Raw genomic sequence first — 17730 nt, 5'->3', positions numbered from 1 at the left:
GGCTTGGCTGTGGGCATAGAGCTCAGTATTCAGGCCTACTGGTTAACGTAACAAACAGAAAAGGGGACTGAGAGTCGCTCAAATTCCTTTATCCAACGCCATTGGTTGTCTTGTAATTTGTCTCCAGGGCCTTTGACTTCTATCCAGTGAAATTGGTCATCTTTAAAAGCTATCAGGTCAGGCATTCCGGTTCTAAACAGTTTTAGGTCACTCAATATGACTTTGAAGAGCTCGATCAGCAAGGCTCGTGGTACTGAGTGGATGCTATGTTCGATGAGTGCTTTAGGGAAGTGATTCCAATGAACAAACGGATTAGCAATGCCAAGCTTTTCATCATAGACATCGAGCAAGTGTTCAATGCCTTTGCTCGAGATGGTTTGGAATACGGCATTGATTTGCAATTCACGCTTTTGTTGAAAGTCGGAATGATAGAGATCCAGCGGTCTATGTTGGTAGCGGTTGATAAACGCCCCCTCCACATCTGAGAAAATCACATCCCAAAACGCTAAGCCGAATAACCCACACAGAAAGCTGTTCTCGGAAAAGTAGACTTCCCAACCTTGAGCTTCAAAATGTTGCTTAACGGCAAGTTCAACTCTGGTTTGGCTTAGGTCTAATTCCAACCTAATTTGTTCGCAAATCGGCTTTGGTGCGCGTGGAACCTTTTGCCGCTGCTTGCGTAGCAACCTCTGCTCAAGCTTAACGGCGACTTCAAGTTCTGATACGTCGGATGGACTTGTTTTCATGTCCGTGACGGTGTCACTCATTAGGTTTAGCTCATCTTGCTTGTCGTAGATGCGAGCAAGCCGCTCTCTGCTCGGTGGAAGTGATGATTGTTTAAACCAATGGACGGCTTTGTCGTTCTGATTGAGTCTTTCTAGATCACGAGCAATGTCGTTGATCAGGCGTGCTCGTTTTCTCGCGATGGTGCGATGTTCTGATTCACACGGCAAGGATTGCAAAAGGTGCTCAAGAACGTCGCTGTCCTTACGGTCACCTTCATAATATTGGCGTTGAACGTCGCGCATTGAGAGCAGTTGGTTGAGCTGCTCTCTGGAGTTGAAGAAGCGACGTTGCTTACTCAATGGGTAGCTTTCAAAAGTGTTGAGGCCAAGATCGCTTAAAACGAACTGACTGAGATCTTGGTATGTATTGGCAAAAAAGAGTAGCAGCAATACATCGATAACTTGGGCTTCAATAACATGAATACAGTCAAATGTTAACGCTTCATAATTATCAAAAGGTTGTTGAGTCAGTAGCCCTAATAGCACGTCTTTTTTTGCCGACTTACTGCTTTTGAGGGTAGGAAATAGGTTTAATAGCTCAGGCTTGGTGAGCAAGTGTAAGCCTAGCTCATGCTCTGTGATGACAAGGTTGTGTGTAGCTTTAGGATTACTCAGTGCGATAAAGCCGGATGTGCTCAGCTCTTGCAGCGCGTCGGGGAGGTTGGGTATTTCAACGTAGTCGAGTTTATCACTACGAAACCAACACCCTTTACGAGACAGCAAACGAACCATTAAACACTGGCTAGGTGTAGAAAGGCGTTTGTAACCTTGTAGCCAACGAGTTTCATCGGCGCTCAGAAGGTCAGGGTAGTACGTTTGAGCGTGTTCAATCAGTCGATTGAAGTTGTCGAGATAGTAAGTTGGGTGTAGTTGAGGAGTGGATTCTAATGTCACTTGATACGTCGCTTGATACAAAAAGAGCCTAACCCTAAGGTTAAGCTCTTTCTTTTCAAATTCAATCTTTTATCAGATTAAGCTTGAGATGCTTTTAGCTCAGCCGCTTTCGCTTCAGACATTGGCTTAGTGATGATTGCTAGAACAATACATACTGCCATCATTGCTGCAGAAATAGTGTAAGCAAGGCCGTAGCTGTCGCCGTTAGTCATCGAGTAACCAACAACCGCTGTACCGATTGCACCACCGATACCCCATGCCGTGTAAAGCACGCCGTAGTTAGTACCGTAGTTTTTCAGGCCGTAGAACTCAGCTGTAAGCGTTGGGAATACTGCTAGTAGAGTACCGTAGCCAACCGCTGCTACTGCAGTACCGATGATTAGCGTGAACTCAGTGTTAAACGTAGCGAATAGCGCCATGTTTGCACCTTGCAGAATGAACGCAAGTAGAAGAGTACGAACGCCACCGATTTTGTCAGCAAGCATACCAGCAGCAACACGACCGCCTGAGTTAAATACAGCAAGGATAGAAGCAAGGTAAACCGCGTTCGGTAGGTTTGCTTGTGCGCTTGCGATACTTGTGATGTTACCGATGATCATTAGACCAACAGAAGCTGCGAATGCGTACATGATCCATAGAGAGTAGAACTGAGGAGTCTTCAGCATTACTTTCCAAGATAGGTCTTCGCTCTTCTTAACCGCTTTTGGAGCTTGGCCAGCTTTTACTTTTGGTTCAGCTGGAGCGTAACCCGCTGGTGGGTTGTTGATTGTTGCTGCTAGAGGTACAGCGATTGCTAGTACACCAACACCAAGAATCTTAAAGCTTGTTTGGATGCCCATGCTCTCGATAAGAGCAGCAGTAACTGGAGCAAGGTAAATTGCCGCTAGACCGAAGCCTGCTGCGATAAGACCGTTAACCATACCTTTCTTAGAAGGGTGGAACCACTTCATTGCAGAAGGAGAAAGACATGCGTAACCGAAGCCGATACCAGCACCTGCCATAACACCAAATGTGATGTTTAGCATTAGTGGAGAAGTCGCAAAGCCTGATGCGATCATGCCAAGGCCAGTAAGAGCTGTACCAAGAATTAGGATCTTACGTGGACCCATGCGGTCTTGTAGGATACCAGCAACAAGAAGACAGATAGAGAATGTGATTGTTGCAGTCGCGTATGGTGCTGATGCTTCAGCTGCAGACCAGCCTTCACCTTGTAGGGCTTTGTTAAATACACTCCAAGCATACAGGATGCCAAGACAAAGGTTGATACAGAAGCCTGCTAGCAGGATACGTGTAGCTTTATCAATCTTGCTCATTTTTATTCTCAGTTTTGTCTTTGGTCTAGTGAGAGCCACAGGACTAAAGACGGGTTATTGTGATTGTTTCTTCAAAATTAGTTTGCGTTTATCAACAGATAGCGCAAAAGAGCGCGGATTATAACCAATAAAAATGTGATTGGAATCTCTTTTTCCATTTTTATCAAAATTAAACTTGAGTTGTTAAAGAACTGTTTTTTATGCGTGTTGCAGTTGTTGTTAACACCTTTCTTTTTTGTACACTTTGCTGGTTTAGGCTCCAGTATTCATGCTTTTACCCAATCTCTTCCTGCTAGTGCCCCTACAAACCGTGCTGTCATCACATCATTGCAATTAATTTTAAATTATTTCTGTGGTTAATTTTGTGTAACAAAATAAATCAAATTGGACATTAATCGCCACAACCCTAGAGGGGACTTAGTTTGTTGAATTTATGAATGTTAATTGATTGTTAACATGGTGCTTTGTGTTTCTTGTTGGTTACAATTTGTTCGTTTTTTGGGCTTGTTTTGTCCGTAAAAAGTGGGAAAATAGTCCGCAAACTGAGATTTCAAATTTGAAAGGATGCGTTTCTAGTCTACTAAGAGGCAAGTGTTATGAAACTATTTTTAATTCTACTGATGTCGATTACTGGTGGTGTAGCAGCCGCTGATCATATTCATTCTTTCTTATTCGGTTTCTACATTGCAGCACTTGCAGTGGGAAGTTGCTACTGGCTTGCATTCCGCAGCACACGTTTCCCTCAGTTAGCTCTAGTGCTTCTACTGTGTGGCTTCTTTGCTAAAATCGCGGTAACAGTGGTAGGTGTGTCTTGGGGTATCTCTAACGATATTATCCAGTCACCATTCATCTTCTCATTGTCTTACCTATTCTTCTTAGTGGTTGTGTCTTACGTGTGGTTCTCTTACCGCGATAAGCTGACACTAAAGAAACGTGAGAAACAGATTGAAGAGTCTCGCAAGCAAGCTGCAGCATAGTTTAAAACAGATTTTCAAAAGCCTTCTTCGGAAGGCTTTTTTGATCCTGCGAGAACCTATATGACCTCAGATAAAAGAAACCCCAATATGGCGACATACTGGGGTTTCTTGTTATCGAGCCAGGAATGAAGAGCGTTTTACTTTTTCATCATTTTCGCTAGATCCGCGAACGGGTTATGTGTCGCCGTTTGGTGGTCATCTAAACGTGCTGTGGCGTCGACGCCGTAGCGTTCGTGGTCTGTGTATTTAGAATGTTCATGATCGTGACAGTAAAGGCACAATAGTTCCCAGTTACTGCCGTCTTCAGGGTTATTCGTATGGTCATGGTCGACGTGGTGAACAGTCAGCTCTCTTAGGTTCGAGTAAACAAATTCACGTGCACACTTACCACAAACCCAAGGGTAAAGTTTGAGTGCTTTCTCACGGTAACCTTGCTCTTGGCGAGCGTATGCCGCGCTTGAGCCATTGTAATCTGAAGACATTGCCAAATTCCTATTTGTTGTAATGCGTCGATATTATCACAGCTTTATTGAAGCTCTAGAGGTGTTGTCACTAAATGATACTTTGCTTTAACCAACATCAATTTTGCGCTGGACTGGTTTGTGAACGCTTAGACAAAGGGGGCTGTATGTTGGATATGTCTTTCTGGAATAAGGCATGCTTAACAGTTTGAAAAGAAAACGCATTGAGGGGTTTTAACCGAGTAAATGTGACCTAATATCTGTTGGTAAGACCCTATACTAATAAGGAAATATCATGTCAGAACAATACACACCACCGATAGTGTGGGTTAACGATGCTGCCGGTGGTAACAAGTGGGCAAATATTAATAGCCCTGAATCTGGCGCTCGATTCGACAAAGATCTTGCTGTTGGTGAACATGCTCTGCAACTCTACTCTCTTGGCACACCGAATGGCCAAAAAGTGACGATCATGCTCGAAGAGCTACTAGCCGCGGGTGTGAAAGAAGCTGAATATGATGCGTACTTGATCAACATTGGCGAGTCGGATCAATTCTCTTCTGGCTTTGTTGGCGTAAATCCTAACTCGAAAATTCCTGCTTTGGTCGATAAGTCTGGCAGTGAAGATGTGAACGTTTTTGAATCGGCTTCCATTCTTGTTCATCTGGCTGAAAAGTTTGGTCACTTCTTACCGAAAGAGGGCGCTGCTCGTTCTCAAACGTTTAACTGGCTATTTTGGGCACAAGGCTCAGCCCCATTCCTAGGTGGCGGCTTTGGTCACTTCTACGCTTACGCAGATGAAAAGCAAGAGTACCCAATTAACCGTTTCGCGATGGAAGCTAAGCGTCAACTAGACGTACTGGATAAGCAGTTAGCAAACAGTACCTTTGTTGCTGGAGAAGAGCTGACTATCGCTGATATGGCGATTTGGCCTTGGTATGGCAACCTAGTACTCGGTAACCTTTATGATGCTGCTGAGTTCTTACAAGTGGAGTCTTACACTAATGTCGTTCGCTGGGCGAAGTTGCTTGAAGCGCGAGAGGGTTTCCAACGCGGTCGTATTATTAACCGCTCATGGGGCGAAGAGTGGGAACAAGTACCAGAGCGCCATTCTGCAGAAGACATTGACCGAGTTTTAAAGCTTAAGCCTTAGCCTTGATTTGAACAACATTGATGATTTTTTCGAAACGCCATATCTCGATAGAGGTATGGCGTTTTTCTTTAGCTAGTATAAGAAAATAACGAAAATTGTGTCTTTAGCTCTACTTTAATTTAAGCAATTTATTCAATCGCTTATGAGTAATTGCCTTTGTGGTTAAGACAAAAAACAATAGTCATCGAGACGGAGTAAATCTATAAGATAACGGTCCATTTAAAATTACGACTAACTTCGCTCAATGAAAAAAAACTTAATTGCGTTGGCTATCATATCCGCGGCTCTTTCCGGGTGTAATCACGACTCACTAAGCTATAGTGATGGCCCTGATACGGTTCCTCCAACAGACATTATTCCACCAACGGATATTCTTCCGCCGACAGATATTGTTCCACCAACGGATATCCTTCCGCCGACTGACATTATTCCACCAACAGATATTATTCCCCCAACAACTTACATCGGTTCACTGTTGTCGAGCGGGGCGTTTGTTTCTGGAGATGTGTACTGTGACGGCATACATCTTGAAAACGGAACGTTCAGTGTAAAACAAGGCGTGAGTTTTAGTTGTACCTTGGGTCACCTTATCTTAGGTGATTTCACGGCTCCTCTCCCTGAAGTCACAGAAAGCACGATTTCAAATGATGCGCCTCATACAGCATTTGAGTTGACAGAATTACATGGAGACAACGTTACCAAGGTACTCGAATCAATTGATGTTTGTGAGACTGAAAGTGCTATCTGTTTAAAAGAGCTGGATGCTTTTGATATTGAGGATGTGTTCTCGCAACTTGATGATCAAGATGCTGTCGATGCGTACTTTTCATCGAAAGAAGAAGAATCTACCGATGAAGTAGGTAAGGCTCCTAGTTCACACGTAGACACAACTGTTGTTCCTGCGGTTGATCCTAATGCGGACAATAACCTTAACGCTGGTTTTGTTTCTGCAGATGCAGAGTCTACCTATGCTTATAAGCCAAGTGTTGAAGGCAAGGTGTTAACTCGTAGTAAGCTTACAGACGCTAATGGTACGCCGATTTCTGGGATCAGTTTCTTTTCGGCTAACGCGACGGGCGTGACGGATGAAGAGGGAACCTTTGAGTACCTGTGGGGCGACAGAATTGTTTTTGGTATTGATACGTTTGAGTTTGGCTCCATTACGGGTAATCAGATTGCTTATAAATTGTCTGATGTGACCAATAATGTGGTAGAGAAAGCGAATATCCAGTCATTACTAGAGCGCTACGCGGTTGATCATGTAAGTTATTATGAGATATCTGAAGAAGTCCAAGATACCTTTTCAAAGTACCCTAACGTTATAAATGAGTTGATCAACCTAACTCTGCCAAATGGGGGGCTGATAGAGGGTACAGACTTCGAACTTCCTAATGAGTTTGTTGGTCAGTTTAGCCAAGGGTTAACGGCAGTCATTGATGAGCAGCTGCGCCAAACGCCTCAGTTTATGGATTATGTTCGTCAACCTGCCGTTTTATCTATGGATTCTGGTCAGTATGTTACAGAGTCTCTGCAGCAAATCTTCCACAACGTCACCACATTTCATGTCTTCAATGATAATGGTAGCTTTTACGGTGCGACGGGGTATACCCGTGGTATGCGAGCTCTAAACATATCGAACAGAGCATTCCCTGTGGTGATGCCAAGAACTGATAAAAACCGTGAGCTTTACTTTGGTGAGCAACAGGCTTGGACTCGTGAAGGTAAGCCTTACATCGCACAACACCCAAGCATCTCGATGCCTCCGATTCCTTTAGTCTCTGAAGACAACGCGACTTATGGTTTTCCATTCGTTACAGCAGGCGAGATAGGCAAAGGTAAAGTTGTGTTCATGGGTAATGGCTTATACCCAAGTATTCTGTCATGCCCAGAGAATTATTGGGCGAATCGCGCATTACACATCGATAGCAACAAACAACAGTGCACTGTTTCGACGTTCGAAAACCTACTGCATGATGACCAAGGCAGCATGAGGTTGTTTTTCTCGAACTTGTTTGAGTGGTTCAATAATGGTCTGCCTATTGCTGGGATGAGTGCAGTCACCAATATTGACCAAGCTTATTCGGCTTATCACCACTCCACAATGGGTAAGCAGTACACGTTTTTTGTTAGTCCTCAGTATGGTTTTGCATCAGTAGAAAAGCGTGGTTCAGGTGACTTTGATGGTTTGGATGCGAGTACTACGCCGATTTTGATCCTTCAGGCATATCCCCCTAAGTTGATTCAAGATGGCATGACTAACCAGTTTGTTGCTGACTTGGATAACCCGAACTTAAGCCAAGACGATATTACCGCTCTTATCAACTATGTTAATAACGGTGGCAATATCTTATTTATGGATGCGATTCAAACGACAAACCCTGAACCTATTGGACGCTTGGCAGATGCCGCAGGTGTATCTCTTGGTGGTGAAAACGTTACGCCGACAAACCAAGCTTTCTGCGGTAGCTCTTATTACTGCCAAGCTCCATATCCAAATCTTCACGTGAAGAGCGAAAAGGAAATGGTGGTTCTTGAGCGTTTCCAAGATAACCAAGGAGAGCCTCCATTCACGGTAAATCAAGATGGTACGGTTGAGTGGATCAAGGATGAGTCCAAGATTAAGTTTGAAATCCCGACTTATGAGGTTACTAAGTTAGACCCTGAAGGGAAACCAGTGTTTGATGAGTCTGGAGTACCAGTCATGGAGACCAAATCCGCACGTATCTTTGTTGAATCGGCAGAAGAGCGTGAAGCGGCGATCAAAGAACTGCAGTCGGCATTCGTTGGCACTGAGCTTTGTAAGAACGAGTATGAATACGAATTTAACTGTATAGAGACTCGTTCTGGAGACGGTGTGACTGTTCGCGGTGCTTATCATAGAGCCGATTTCGATCGCTATGAAGTGAGTAAAACCGTTGTCGACAGTATGGTGAAAGCAGCGAACTTGGGTTCTAACTTTACAGCGCTCTACGAGCACGAGGTTTACTATCGCACGAAAGGCACTCAAGGTAAGCGTCTGTCTAACAGCGAATTGAATCAAGCGTTTGATAACCTGTCTGTTTGGATGTGGAATGACAACGCATACCGTTTTGAATCAGACATACAAGATGAGTTAGGGTTCAAGCAAGCTGTTCAGTTCCTTAACTGTTATACCGAAGGCTTACATCAAACAGACACAATTGATGCACAGTGTCCTGTTGACCTAAAAGCGTCGTTAGTCGCTAATGGAATGATTCATGGTGAAGGTGAGTTATCTGGACAGTTGAATCCTAGCTATCCATTAAATTACATGGAGAAACCTCTGACTCGTATCATGTTGGGGCGTTCATTCTGGGATCATGAAATCGTTGTTGATACTACAATGTATCCGGGTCGAACTTCAGGAGCATCTTCGTCAAGTTCGGTTCTTATCCAAGCTGATGGCAAGGGCGTCACGTATTCGGCTGGGAACAATCAATCGACAGGTTTATGGGCTCCTCAGCTTCAAGATGTGACTATTAGTGATGGTGTAGCTGCAACGATCACTGTGATGATGGCGGATGACCTTACAGGTAAGCCGAATCATGAAACCAGTTTGAAGCGCCCTCCGCGTATGCAAACTAACTATGCGTACGACGGTTCAAACTTAACCTTCAAGGTTCCATATGGCGGCCTTATTTACATTCAACCGAAAGTAAAAGAGTTTGGTGCAGTCTCGTTTAACATCGATGGCGCCTTAAAAGCTGCTTGGTGGAAAGAGGGAGAGTGGATTAACTCTATTCAATCGGCAGAGGCTCCAATTGCAGAAATCGATACGGGTTCATTTATTTATACGACCCCAATTAGGAATCTAGAATCCACTGATTTGAACCAATTCGCAACAGATATGAATCGATTCGCCGAAGCGGCAAGTGACTTCTACGGGCGTGATGGGAAACAAAGCGATGGTTTACACCGTAGGTTCACTTATACAGAACTGAAGGCGTTCCGCCATCGTTTTGTGAATGACGTGCAGATTTCGATTGGTGCTGCTCACTCTGGCTACCCAGTGATGAACTCAAGCTTTAATGCAAATCGGACATACATTCCAACCAACCCTGTTAATGACTGGCTGTTGTGGCATGAAGTTGGTCATAATTTAGCATCAGCTCCTTTCTTAGCGGCTGGTAGTACAGAAGTGACCAATAACCTTCTTGCGTTGTATATGCAGGAGTTAGAGGGTCGCAATGCAAACCCTGAAATGGATCGCATTAAATCGGATATTAAGAAAGCGCCTAAATGGTTGGAGCTTAATAATGAACATGCGTGGTCGCATGGTGATGCAGGTTTACGATTAGTTATGTTTGGTCAGCTAAAAATCTGGGCGAAATCGAACTTTGCAATTGATGATTGGTATACACGCGGCGCAAGCCAATCTGATGTGTATGGTGAAGATGAAGGCTGGAATATGTTCAAGCTTATGCATCGTAAAGCGCGAGGCGATAGAGAAGGCGACTCGAATACGAACTATTGTAGTGCTAGCGAGACTGGGCTTTCTGGTGGAGACTTAATGATGGTGTGCGCTTCTTATGTTTCAAACTATGACTTAAGTGACTTCTTTGTTGCTTGGAACGTGGGCGAAACCTCAATGACTAATGCTGATGGCTCTAAGTCTTATAGTGGCGGAATTAGCACTAAAGGTCTTAGTGCGGTTGAACAGTTAAAACTAGAGAAACCAAAGAACAGCCCTTTGAATGTTAATTCAATTTACTAACGCTAACTCTTGCTAAGGCATTTTATAGCCTAGATACAAACGCCACACTTAGATTACGTGTGGCGTTTTTGTCGCAATGTTCTAGAAATTATCAGCTAGATCAGTCTTCTACATGATGTTTAATACTTCGGCTGCCATTGGTTAGCTGTCCTTGCTAGAGAAAGCAGGTTAAACTGTTCGCATCATAATTCTAAAGGATGGTGCCATGTACCACGGTCATATCTATTTCCCTTTGCGATTTGCAGAGCAGGCAGAAACACTGCGTCAGAAAATCCTCTCAGAACGTAAAGATGTGTTAGAGACTTTCCCATTAATCCAGCGTTTGGTTGGCCCACATAAGATGCCGATGTTTGAGATTCACTTTGCTAACAAAGAGTCGGGTATTGTTGAGTGGCTTGAGCAAGAACGCGGCGATATGTCGGTGCTTATTCACCCGGTAACTGGCGGTGAAGAAACTTTGGATCACACAGTACGCGCGATTTGGCTTGGTCGTGAGCTGGGTGTCTTTGAAGAAACGCTAAGTAGCTAATCAAATATACCAATATTGTACTTAACTCATTCCGACCGGAAAATGCACGAATAATAAAAAGGCTCCTCAATTGAGGAGCCTTTGTTTTAGGGAGCCGTTTTACCAAGAAACCGGTTATCAAGAGCCTCTGGTTATCGGGCGGAACCGTTAACCAGAGTAGGGGGATTAAGCCTCTGCCGTTACTTTAGAGCTGCTCATCTTTTTAAGTGCTGCGTAGCCAAAGCCTGTTACTAGCGTACCTGCTGCAATTGCCACTAGGTACATAAGTACTGGAGAGATAGCGCCAGGAATCAGTAGTACGAATAGACCGCCGTGTGGAGCCATCAGCTGTGCACCAAACATCATTGATAGAGCACCCGTTAGTGCACCACCTGCCATACATGCTGGGATAACACGCATTGGGTCTTTTGCTGCGAATGGAATCGCACCTTCAGAGATGAAGCATAGGCCAAGAACGAATGATGCTTTACCCGCTTCACGCTCGCCTGCTTCAAACTTGTCTTTCACTAGGAAAGTCGCAAGGCCCATACCTAGAGCTGGAACCATACCAGCTGCCATGATAGCTGCCATTGGTGCGTAAGTTTGTGAAGCCAATAGACCAACACCGAATGTGTAAGCGGCTTTGTTTACTGGGCCACCAAGGTCGAAACACATCATTGCACCTAGAATCACACCTAGAAGAATCGCGTTAGACGTACCCATGTTGTTTAGGAAGTCTGTCATTGCGCTCATTACGCCAGAAACAGGACCACCTACGATGTAAACCATCACAAGGCCAGTGAACAAACTCGCGATAAACGGAATGATCAGGATTGGTTTAAGCGCTTCCATAGATTGTGGAAGTTGAACTTTGTCGGCAATGAACTTCGCAGAGTAACCTGCAATGAAACCCGCCGCGATACCACCTAGGAAGCCTGCGCCTGTTGAACTAGCCAGCATACCGCCGATTAGACCAGGAGCTAGACCCGGACGGTCAGCAATCGAGAATGCAATGAAACCAGCAAGAACAGGAATCATCAGTGCGAATGCAGAACCACCACCGATAGTCATCAGTGCAGCTGCTAGTGTGCCTTCTTCTTTAAACGCTTCGATGCCGAATACGAAAGACAGTGCGATGATCAAACCACCCGCAACAACCACAGGAAGCATGTGAGATACACCTGTCATTAGGTGCTTGTACACGCCTTTTTTCTCATCAGCAGGTGCTGCTTGTGAAGAAGAGGCTGTGTGTTGGTATGGCTTAGCTTCAGCGAACGCTTTCTCAACTTCTTGCTTAGTTTTCTTAAGAGCTGGGCCAGTTGTTGTTTTGTAAAGAGGCTTACCATTGAAACGATCCAGTGGAACGTCGATGTCGGCTGCGATGATAACAAGATCAGCGTCTGCGATTTCTTGGTCTGTTAGTTGGTTCTTCGCACCTACAGAGCCGCGAGTTTCCACTTTGATTTGGTGACCTAGGCGTTTACCTTCTGCTTCAAGCGCTTCCGCTGCCATGAAGGTATGTGCAACACCTGTTGGACAAGCAGTAATCGCAACGATCTTTTTGCTGCCTGTGCTTGCTGTTGTAGAAGAGTTTACTGAAGTACCGGTTACTTCAGCAGTGCTTTCAACTTGAGAAGCGTCTAATACTGTTGCTTCTGCTACCGCTTTCTCTAGAAATGCTTTTGCATCTGAAGTGCACTCAGAGATAGCTGCTTGGTAAACTTTTTTGCCCACGAAACGTGTTTTATCAACGTTTGTGTTCGCTGCAATAACCACAACGTCGCTGCTGTCGATAGCGTCTTGTGATACTGGAGATTCAGGCAGCACGCTTGATTGGCATTCAATAGCGGCGTTCCAACCCAGTGCTTTTGTTGCTTGCTCTAACAAGCCTGCTGCGATGATGCTGTTTGCTACGCCACTAGGGCAAGCTGTGATAATGGTAATATTCATAATAAACCTTTTGTCCTATTTGCTTGTGTCTAACTGGTTAGTTGGAGCACCAAGCACCTGTAATTGGATATTTTGTAGTACTGAATCCAGCTCTTGTTGGCTGGTTACACCGACACCTACCTGCGAAACGGCTAGAGCAGATAGGGCGGTTGCGAATTTGATAAGTTCTGGTTTTGGCATTTGCTGCATGTGACCCCAACATAGACCAGCAACTAAGGTGTCGCCTGCGCCTACTGTGCTCACTACTTGCATGCGTGGTGGCTGAGCGTGTAACCATTCACCTTGGTTCAGCCACATAACGCCTTCAGCACCTAGAGATACCACGATGTTATCGATGCCTTTTTCACTTAGGGCTTGGCCTGCGTGTTGGCATTGGTCACGTGTTGTCAGCTCTGCATTGAATAGCTGAGATAGCTCTTCATCGTTCGGCTTTATCAACCAAGGCTGTGCATTGATACCAGCTTTAAGTGCATCACGGCTGCTGTCGAAAAGAACCTTCTTGCCTAGGTCACGTAAGCGTTGTACCCAAGAAGCGCACAGCTCTGGTGATACGCCTTGAGGCAAGCTGCCCGCAATCACGAAATAATCGTGTGTTTCAGCCAGTTCTAGCAAAGTTTCTTCAAACGCTTTAATCGCGTCAGCATTAACAGGAACACCAGGGAAGTTGATGTCGCTTACTTGGCCAGAGTTCTCTACCAGTTTCACGTTGATGCGAGTCGCGCCATCAACACGGATGAAACGGTCTGTTGCGCTCATTTGTTCGAACAGTTGGCAGAAGGCCTCTTCGTTATTGCGACCAAGGAAACCTGTTACGGTCACTTTAGCGCCAAGCTCAGAAAGTACTTTTGCTACGTTTACGCCTTTGCCTGCTGCGTGCAGAGAACCTTGATTCACTAGGCTAACCGAGCCAACATTCAGTGCGTCGATAGCACCGGTCAGGTCTAGGGCAGGGTTTAGCGTTACAGTAACGGCTTTGATTTGTTTATCAGACATATCGATTCCTTAACCTTCGCCAAGGCCTGAAGCGATAGCTTTGCCAATCGATTCAAGTGCTTGTGCTGCATCGTCACCTTCAGCAACAAACTGAAGTTGGTGGCCGTGTTTAACGCCAAGTGCGATCACTTTCATCAAGCTCTTCGCGTTCACTTCTTTTCCGTCGCCATCTAGGTTTGAAACGCGGATTGTTGATTCGAACTTCTTCGCTTCAGCAACCAGCATTGCACCCGGACGAGCGTGTAGTCCGTGTGCGTTTTTGATCTTGAATACTGCGCAGTTGTCATCACCCTCAGAAGCTGTAGAAACCGCTTCACCTTTAAGAAGACCAATCACTTGTGCAACGTCAGCAGTTAACAGTTGTTGCTGTTTACCTTCGAAAACCATTTTGCTTAGGTTCGCCAGAATAGATTGGTGCGCGCTGTTGCAAGCCGCGAATGCCACCAATGCTTTCACTGGTGTACCCTCGAACTCACAATCGTTCGCTGTAGAAACAAAAGATACGCCAGTGCGCGTTACGCCTTTATCGCTACCTAGTAACCAAACGCCTTGGCCTAGATGAGTCGGTGTTTTTGTTACTAGGTCAGCAACGAATGCGTTGTCAGTACAGCCTGTGTTCTTAAGAAGACCGCCAGCTACCGCCGACATTTGAACCATGTCGCTTGCTGGGAACAATAGTTGAACTAGAGAAGCGTCTAGGTCGGCTTCTAGCTGAACTTCGCCGTTTAGCAGGGCGATGATCTCGTCTTCTGATTTCGCTTGCATTAATTTATCTTCAACACCGTCCGCCGCTAGCACTTTCGTTAGCTGCTTAAGGATGCCTAAGTGCTCGTCAGATTTCGCTGCAATACCAATTGCTACGTAAACACGGTTGCCGTCTGCCCAATCAATGCCTTCAGGGAAGTGGTGTACTGCAACGCCTGTCTCTTTTACTAGGCTACGCGTGTCAGTGGTGCCGTGAGGAATCGCGATGCCGTTGCCTAGGAACGTAGAGTTCTGGTTTTCACGGTTCAGCATTCCTTCAACGTAGCCAGAGTCCACTAAGCCTTTCGTGGTTAGGTCGCCAGCAATGTTCTGGATAGCTTTGAATTTGTCATCGGCCGTTTGACCAAGAGTGATGTCAGATTTTGATAATTTAAGCATGGTGCCTCTTTAGCGTATCGCTTGAGAATTTGTGTATCGCTACGATTCAGTCTAGAGCAATATTTACTCGTCGCTTGCTCTTTGTTTTATCTTGGCTGAATCGGTTCAGCATTCAGTGTAAAAAAATTCAGCAAAGCCAATTCTGTTAACCAAAATAGTTTTGCTGCGTGTCGTAATTTCAGTTTCGTTCATAACGAGAAGTTGAATCACGACAAATGACGCTCAATCCATTCAAAAGGATGATTGAAGTCACTTTTCAGATTTTGCTGAATCCTTTCAGCTTTTATACTGAATCGATTCAGCATATAATTCAACTAATCCAAGGATCAGAAGATTGGTAATATGATCCTACGCACAAAATACAGGTCACCCATATGACACTAGATGAGATTGCCAAACTAGCCGGTGTGTCGAAAACCACGGCCAGTTACGTGATTAACGGCAAGGCGCAAAAATACAGAATCAGTGAGAAGACTCAGCAGAAAGTAATGGCGGTGGTAGACGAGTATAACTACCGTCCAGACCATGCTGCTTCGTCGCTGCGTGCTGGTAATAGCCGTTCATTTGGTTTGATTATTCCTGACCTGGAAAACAGCAGTTACGCGCGCTTGGCAAAACTGATAGAGCAGAACTCACGTAAAGTGGGCTATCAAATCCTGATTGGTTGTTCTGATGATGATGCTGAAACCGAACGAAAGGTCGCGGAAGCGTTGGTGAGCCGTCGTATTGATGCTTTGCTGGTGGCGAGTTCTATGCCAGACGCTAACGAGTTTTACTTGAAGTTGCAAAACTCGGGCACGCCTGTGATTGCGATTGACCGTCCGTTAGACGATGAACATTTTGCCTGCGTGATCAGTGAAGATTTCGAAGCAGCATTTGAACTGACGCATTCGATTCTCGATGACAACATTCACAGTGTTGGTTTAATCGGCGCACTGCCTGATCTGAACATTTCACGCGAACGCCAGTTGGGTTTTGAAGCGGCGAATAAGGCTCATACACAGCAAACAGGGCTCGATGAAAATAAGCCAATGGTTGTAGGCTACGGTGAGCACTTTGATCGTGAATCCGGTCGAGAAGTGTTTGAAGAGTGGATTGCTAAAGGCACAGTTCCTGATGCCATTGTGACCATGTCTTACACCTTGTTAGAAGGTGTGTTGGATGTGATGGTCGAAAAGCCAGAGCTGATCAATCAAGTGAAGTTGGCGACTTTTGGTGATAACCGATTATTGGATTTCTTACCCTTTAAGGTTCACTCACTGCCGCAGCAATTTGAGGTCATTGCAGACAGCGCGTTTGCTTTGGCGCTAAATGCATCGGCTAAGCGTTACCAAGCTGGCATTGAACTCGTGCCAAGAAGCTTAGTGAGACGCACTTAACGCGCCGACGATTCAAGTTTAAGAGAGCCTCAGTGACTTTTAAGGTACTGAGGCTTTTTTTATGGGTGATAGTTATCAGTTGCATGTGGGATGGATCAGTTTTGGGAATGCATATGTCTTGGTCTGATCAGTGCACTTAACCTAATGTATATTCGTCACTTTTCAACTACAATAAACATTCATTTAGCTAACATCTTGGTGGGAAAAGTCAAAGTGGATAAGCAGTACTCTTGTGGTGATTTGGTTTTCGATATCGAAAAGATGACCATCACAAAAGGTCGTGCAGAACGGGCATTGAATTACAATGAATGTCTTTTGTTTAAAGCATTCTTAGACAGTTCAAACCAAGTCCTGAATAAAGAGACGCTAAAGCAAGCAGGATGGCCTGAAACCATCGTCACGGATTCCTCTCTCCAAAAGTCAGTACAAAAACTTAGACTTGCCATCGCTATGTCTGAATCCGTTGAGTTACGCACGATTGCAGGTGTCGGCTACATGCTGTATTGCGATCAAGCCTCCCTCGAAACAGAACCATCAGGTGCTCGACGTTTCAACGCGACTAAACTAGCAAAGATACTGTTGGCGTCAGCTTCTATTATGTTCATTGTCTTATCTTGCTTGAACTTTTTACGGGTGACGAACACTCAATTAATGCCTTATTTACACGGAGATTATGAAGTGGTGGATATCGGCTCTCATGAACTGTTGAAACGCAAAGACATGATTATTTCGCCTGACCTTGAGGCGGTGATTCAACGCTTCGAATGTGATTGTTTTTATTTCATTGGTGAAAAAGCGGGGCTCTACAATCTCTCTGTTTATGACAAAAAACGTCATCATAGCGAGAACTACTTTTTTGAAATTGAGGCTCTGCCAGAAATAACGGAGGGGTTGTTCAATGATGAATAGCCTGATGAATCTAGTTTGATAAAACTTAGCTTAAAATCTAGTTTAAAACCTTGGATCGTTCTTCTGATTGCTTCCGTTGCTCTTTATGGGGCGTCACTTTACGTGCTTAGTAAAAAGCTTTTGCTTAATGGCAGATACATTACTGAGGTGCAACAATATTCTGATGATATGCATATTTGGAGAGAAAGAATTGAAGTTGATTTGTATCGAAGCCATATAGAGTCAACGATATCGATAGAAGGAGATGGTTTAGAAGGTGTTGCACTGTTCTCAGTGGACGGCAAAATAACCAAATCTTTCGATGGCGAATTTGAGTTTTCTTACAATACTGAAGCCATTCAAACTACTGAAGTATTAGATGGTTACCAAGCCGCGAGTTATACCACAATGTTCCTGTCGGGTACCTCGAAAAACGAATTGATTTATCATGGGCAAGGAGTCGATGTCATTTCGAGAGAGCGGAATTATTTGATGCTAAGCCGAGTTAGGCAATAGCAAGCGATAAACATACTTCAGTAAAGATAAAGCCCAAA

At 44.7% G+C, this 17730-nt stretch carries 13 protein-coding genes; 7 read left to right on the top strand and 6 right to left on the bottom strand.

Annotated features, from left to right (window positions below; all coding sequences use genetic code 11):
- Positions 1-35 precede the first annotated feature (35 nt).
- On the bottom strand, positions 36-1700 hold the full coding sequence (locus tag F0232_RS20720; RefSeq protein WP_105058044.1) for a VRR-NUC domain-containing protein: 1665 nt from the start codon (positions 1698-1700) through the stop codon (positions 36-38).
- A gap of 56 nt (positions 1701-1756) precedes the next feature.
- Complete coding sequence (locus F0232_RS20715; protein WP_061031150.1) at positions 1757-2992, bottom strand: OFA family MFS transporter; 1236 nt, start codon at positions 2990-2992, stop codon at positions 1757-1759.
- A gap of 596 nt (positions 2993-3588) precedes the next feature.
- Here F0232_RS20715 and F0232_RS20710 point away from each other — a divergent pair.
- Positions 3589-3969, top strand: a complete 381-nt coding sequence (locus F0232_RS20710) for an NADH:ubiquinone oxidoreductase (protein ID WP_105023277.1) — start codon at positions 3589-3591, stop codon at positions 3967-3969.
- Between the two features lie 137 nt (positions 3970-4106).
- Here the strand turns inward: F0232_RS20710 and F0232_RS20705 are convergent, their stop codons facing one another.
- Positions 4107-4451: a YajD family HNH nuclease gene (locus tag F0232_RS20705; protein WP_004740276.1), complete on the bottom strand. Its 345-nt coding sequence runs from the start codon at positions 4449-4451 to the stop codon at positions 4107-4109.
- Between the two features lie 274 nt (positions 4452-4725).
- Between F0232_RS20705 and yghU the strand changes: the two genes are divergently transcribed.
- The 3 genes from yghU (at position 4726) to F0232_RS20690 (ending at position 10844) form a co-directional block, all read left to right on the top strand.
- On the top strand, positions 4726-5583 hold the full coding sequence (gene yghU / locus F0232_RS20700; RefSeq protein ID WP_105058045.1) for a glutathione-dependent disulfide-bond oxidoreductase: 858 nt from the start codon (positions 4726-4728) through the stop codon (positions 5581-5583).
- A 244-nt stretch (positions 5584-5827) separates the two neighbouring features.
- Positions 5828-10315, top strand: a complete 4488-nt coding sequence (locus F0232_RS20695; RefSeq protein WP_105058046.1) for an SslE/AcfD family lipoprotein zinc metalloprotease — start codon at positions 5828-5830, stop codon at positions 10313-10315.
- Positions 10316-10520: 205 nt separating this feature from the next.
- Complete coding sequence (locus F0232_RS20690) at positions 10521-10844, top strand: DOPA 4,5-dioxygenase family protein (RefSeq protein ID WP_052880068.1); 324 nt, start codon at positions 10521-10523, stop codon at positions 10842-10844.
- Positions 10845-11009: 165 nt separating this feature from the next.
- Here the strand turns inward: F0232_RS20690 and fruA are convergent, their stop codons facing one another.
- From fruA to fruB, 3 genes are read right to left on the bottom strand one after another with little or no spacing between them, the layout of a single operon-like run.
- On the bottom strand, positions 11010-12773 hold the full coding sequence (fruA, locus tag F0232_RS20685) for a PTS fructose transporter subunit IIBC (RefSeq protein ID WP_105058047.1): 1764 nt from the start codon (positions 12771-12773) through the stop codon (positions 11010-11012).
- Positions 12774-12788: 15 nt separating this feature from the next.
- Positions 12789-13766 carry a 1-phosphofructokinase gene (pfkB, locus tag F0232_RS20680; RefSeq protein ID WP_061031145.1) on the bottom strand — a complete coding sequence of 326 codons (978 nt, stop codon included), beginning with the start codon at positions 13764-13766 and terminating at the stop codon, positions 12789-12791.
- A 9-nt stretch (positions 13767-13775) separates the two neighbouring features.
- Positions 13776-14909: a fused PTS fructose transporter subunit IIA/HPr protein gene (gene fruB / locus F0232_RS20675; RefSeq protein WP_105058048.1), complete on the bottom strand. Its 1134-nt coding sequence runs from the start codon at positions 14907-14909 to the stop codon at positions 13776-13778.
- 374 nt (positions 14910-15283) lie between these two features.
- Between fruB and cra the strand changes: the two genes are divergently transcribed.
- The 3 genes from cra to F0232_RS20660 all read left to right on the top strand — a co-directional run bounded on the left by cra (position 15284) and on the right by F0232_RS20660 (position 17692).
- Positions 15284-16288 (top strand): catabolite repressor/activator, encoded by a 1005-nt coding sequence (gene cra / locus F0232_RS20670; protein ID WP_105058049.1) that lies wholly within the window; start codon positions 15284-15286, stop codon positions 16286-16288.
- Positions 16289-16501: 213 nt separating this feature from the next.
- Entirely contained in the window at positions 16502-17197 is a 696-nt protein-coding gene (locus tag F0232_RS20665; RefSeq protein ID WP_105058050.1) for a winged helix-turn-helix domain-containing protein, read from the top strand.
- Positions 17198-17212: 15 nt separating this feature from the next.
- Complete coding sequence (locus tag F0232_RS20660) at positions 17213-17692, top strand: hypothetical protein (protein WP_061031141.1); 480 nt, start codon at positions 17213-17215, stop codon at positions 17690-17692.
- Positions 17693-17730 lie beyond the last annotated feature (38 nt).

It is taken from the genome of Vibrio sp. T3Y01, assembly GCF_013114525.1.
GTDB classification, from domain to species: domain Bacteria; phylum Pseudomonadota; class Gammaproteobacteria; order Enterobacterales; family Vibrionaceae; genus Vibrio; species Vibrio chagasii_B.
This window is presented reverse-complemented; position numbering and strand designations above follow the sequence as displayed.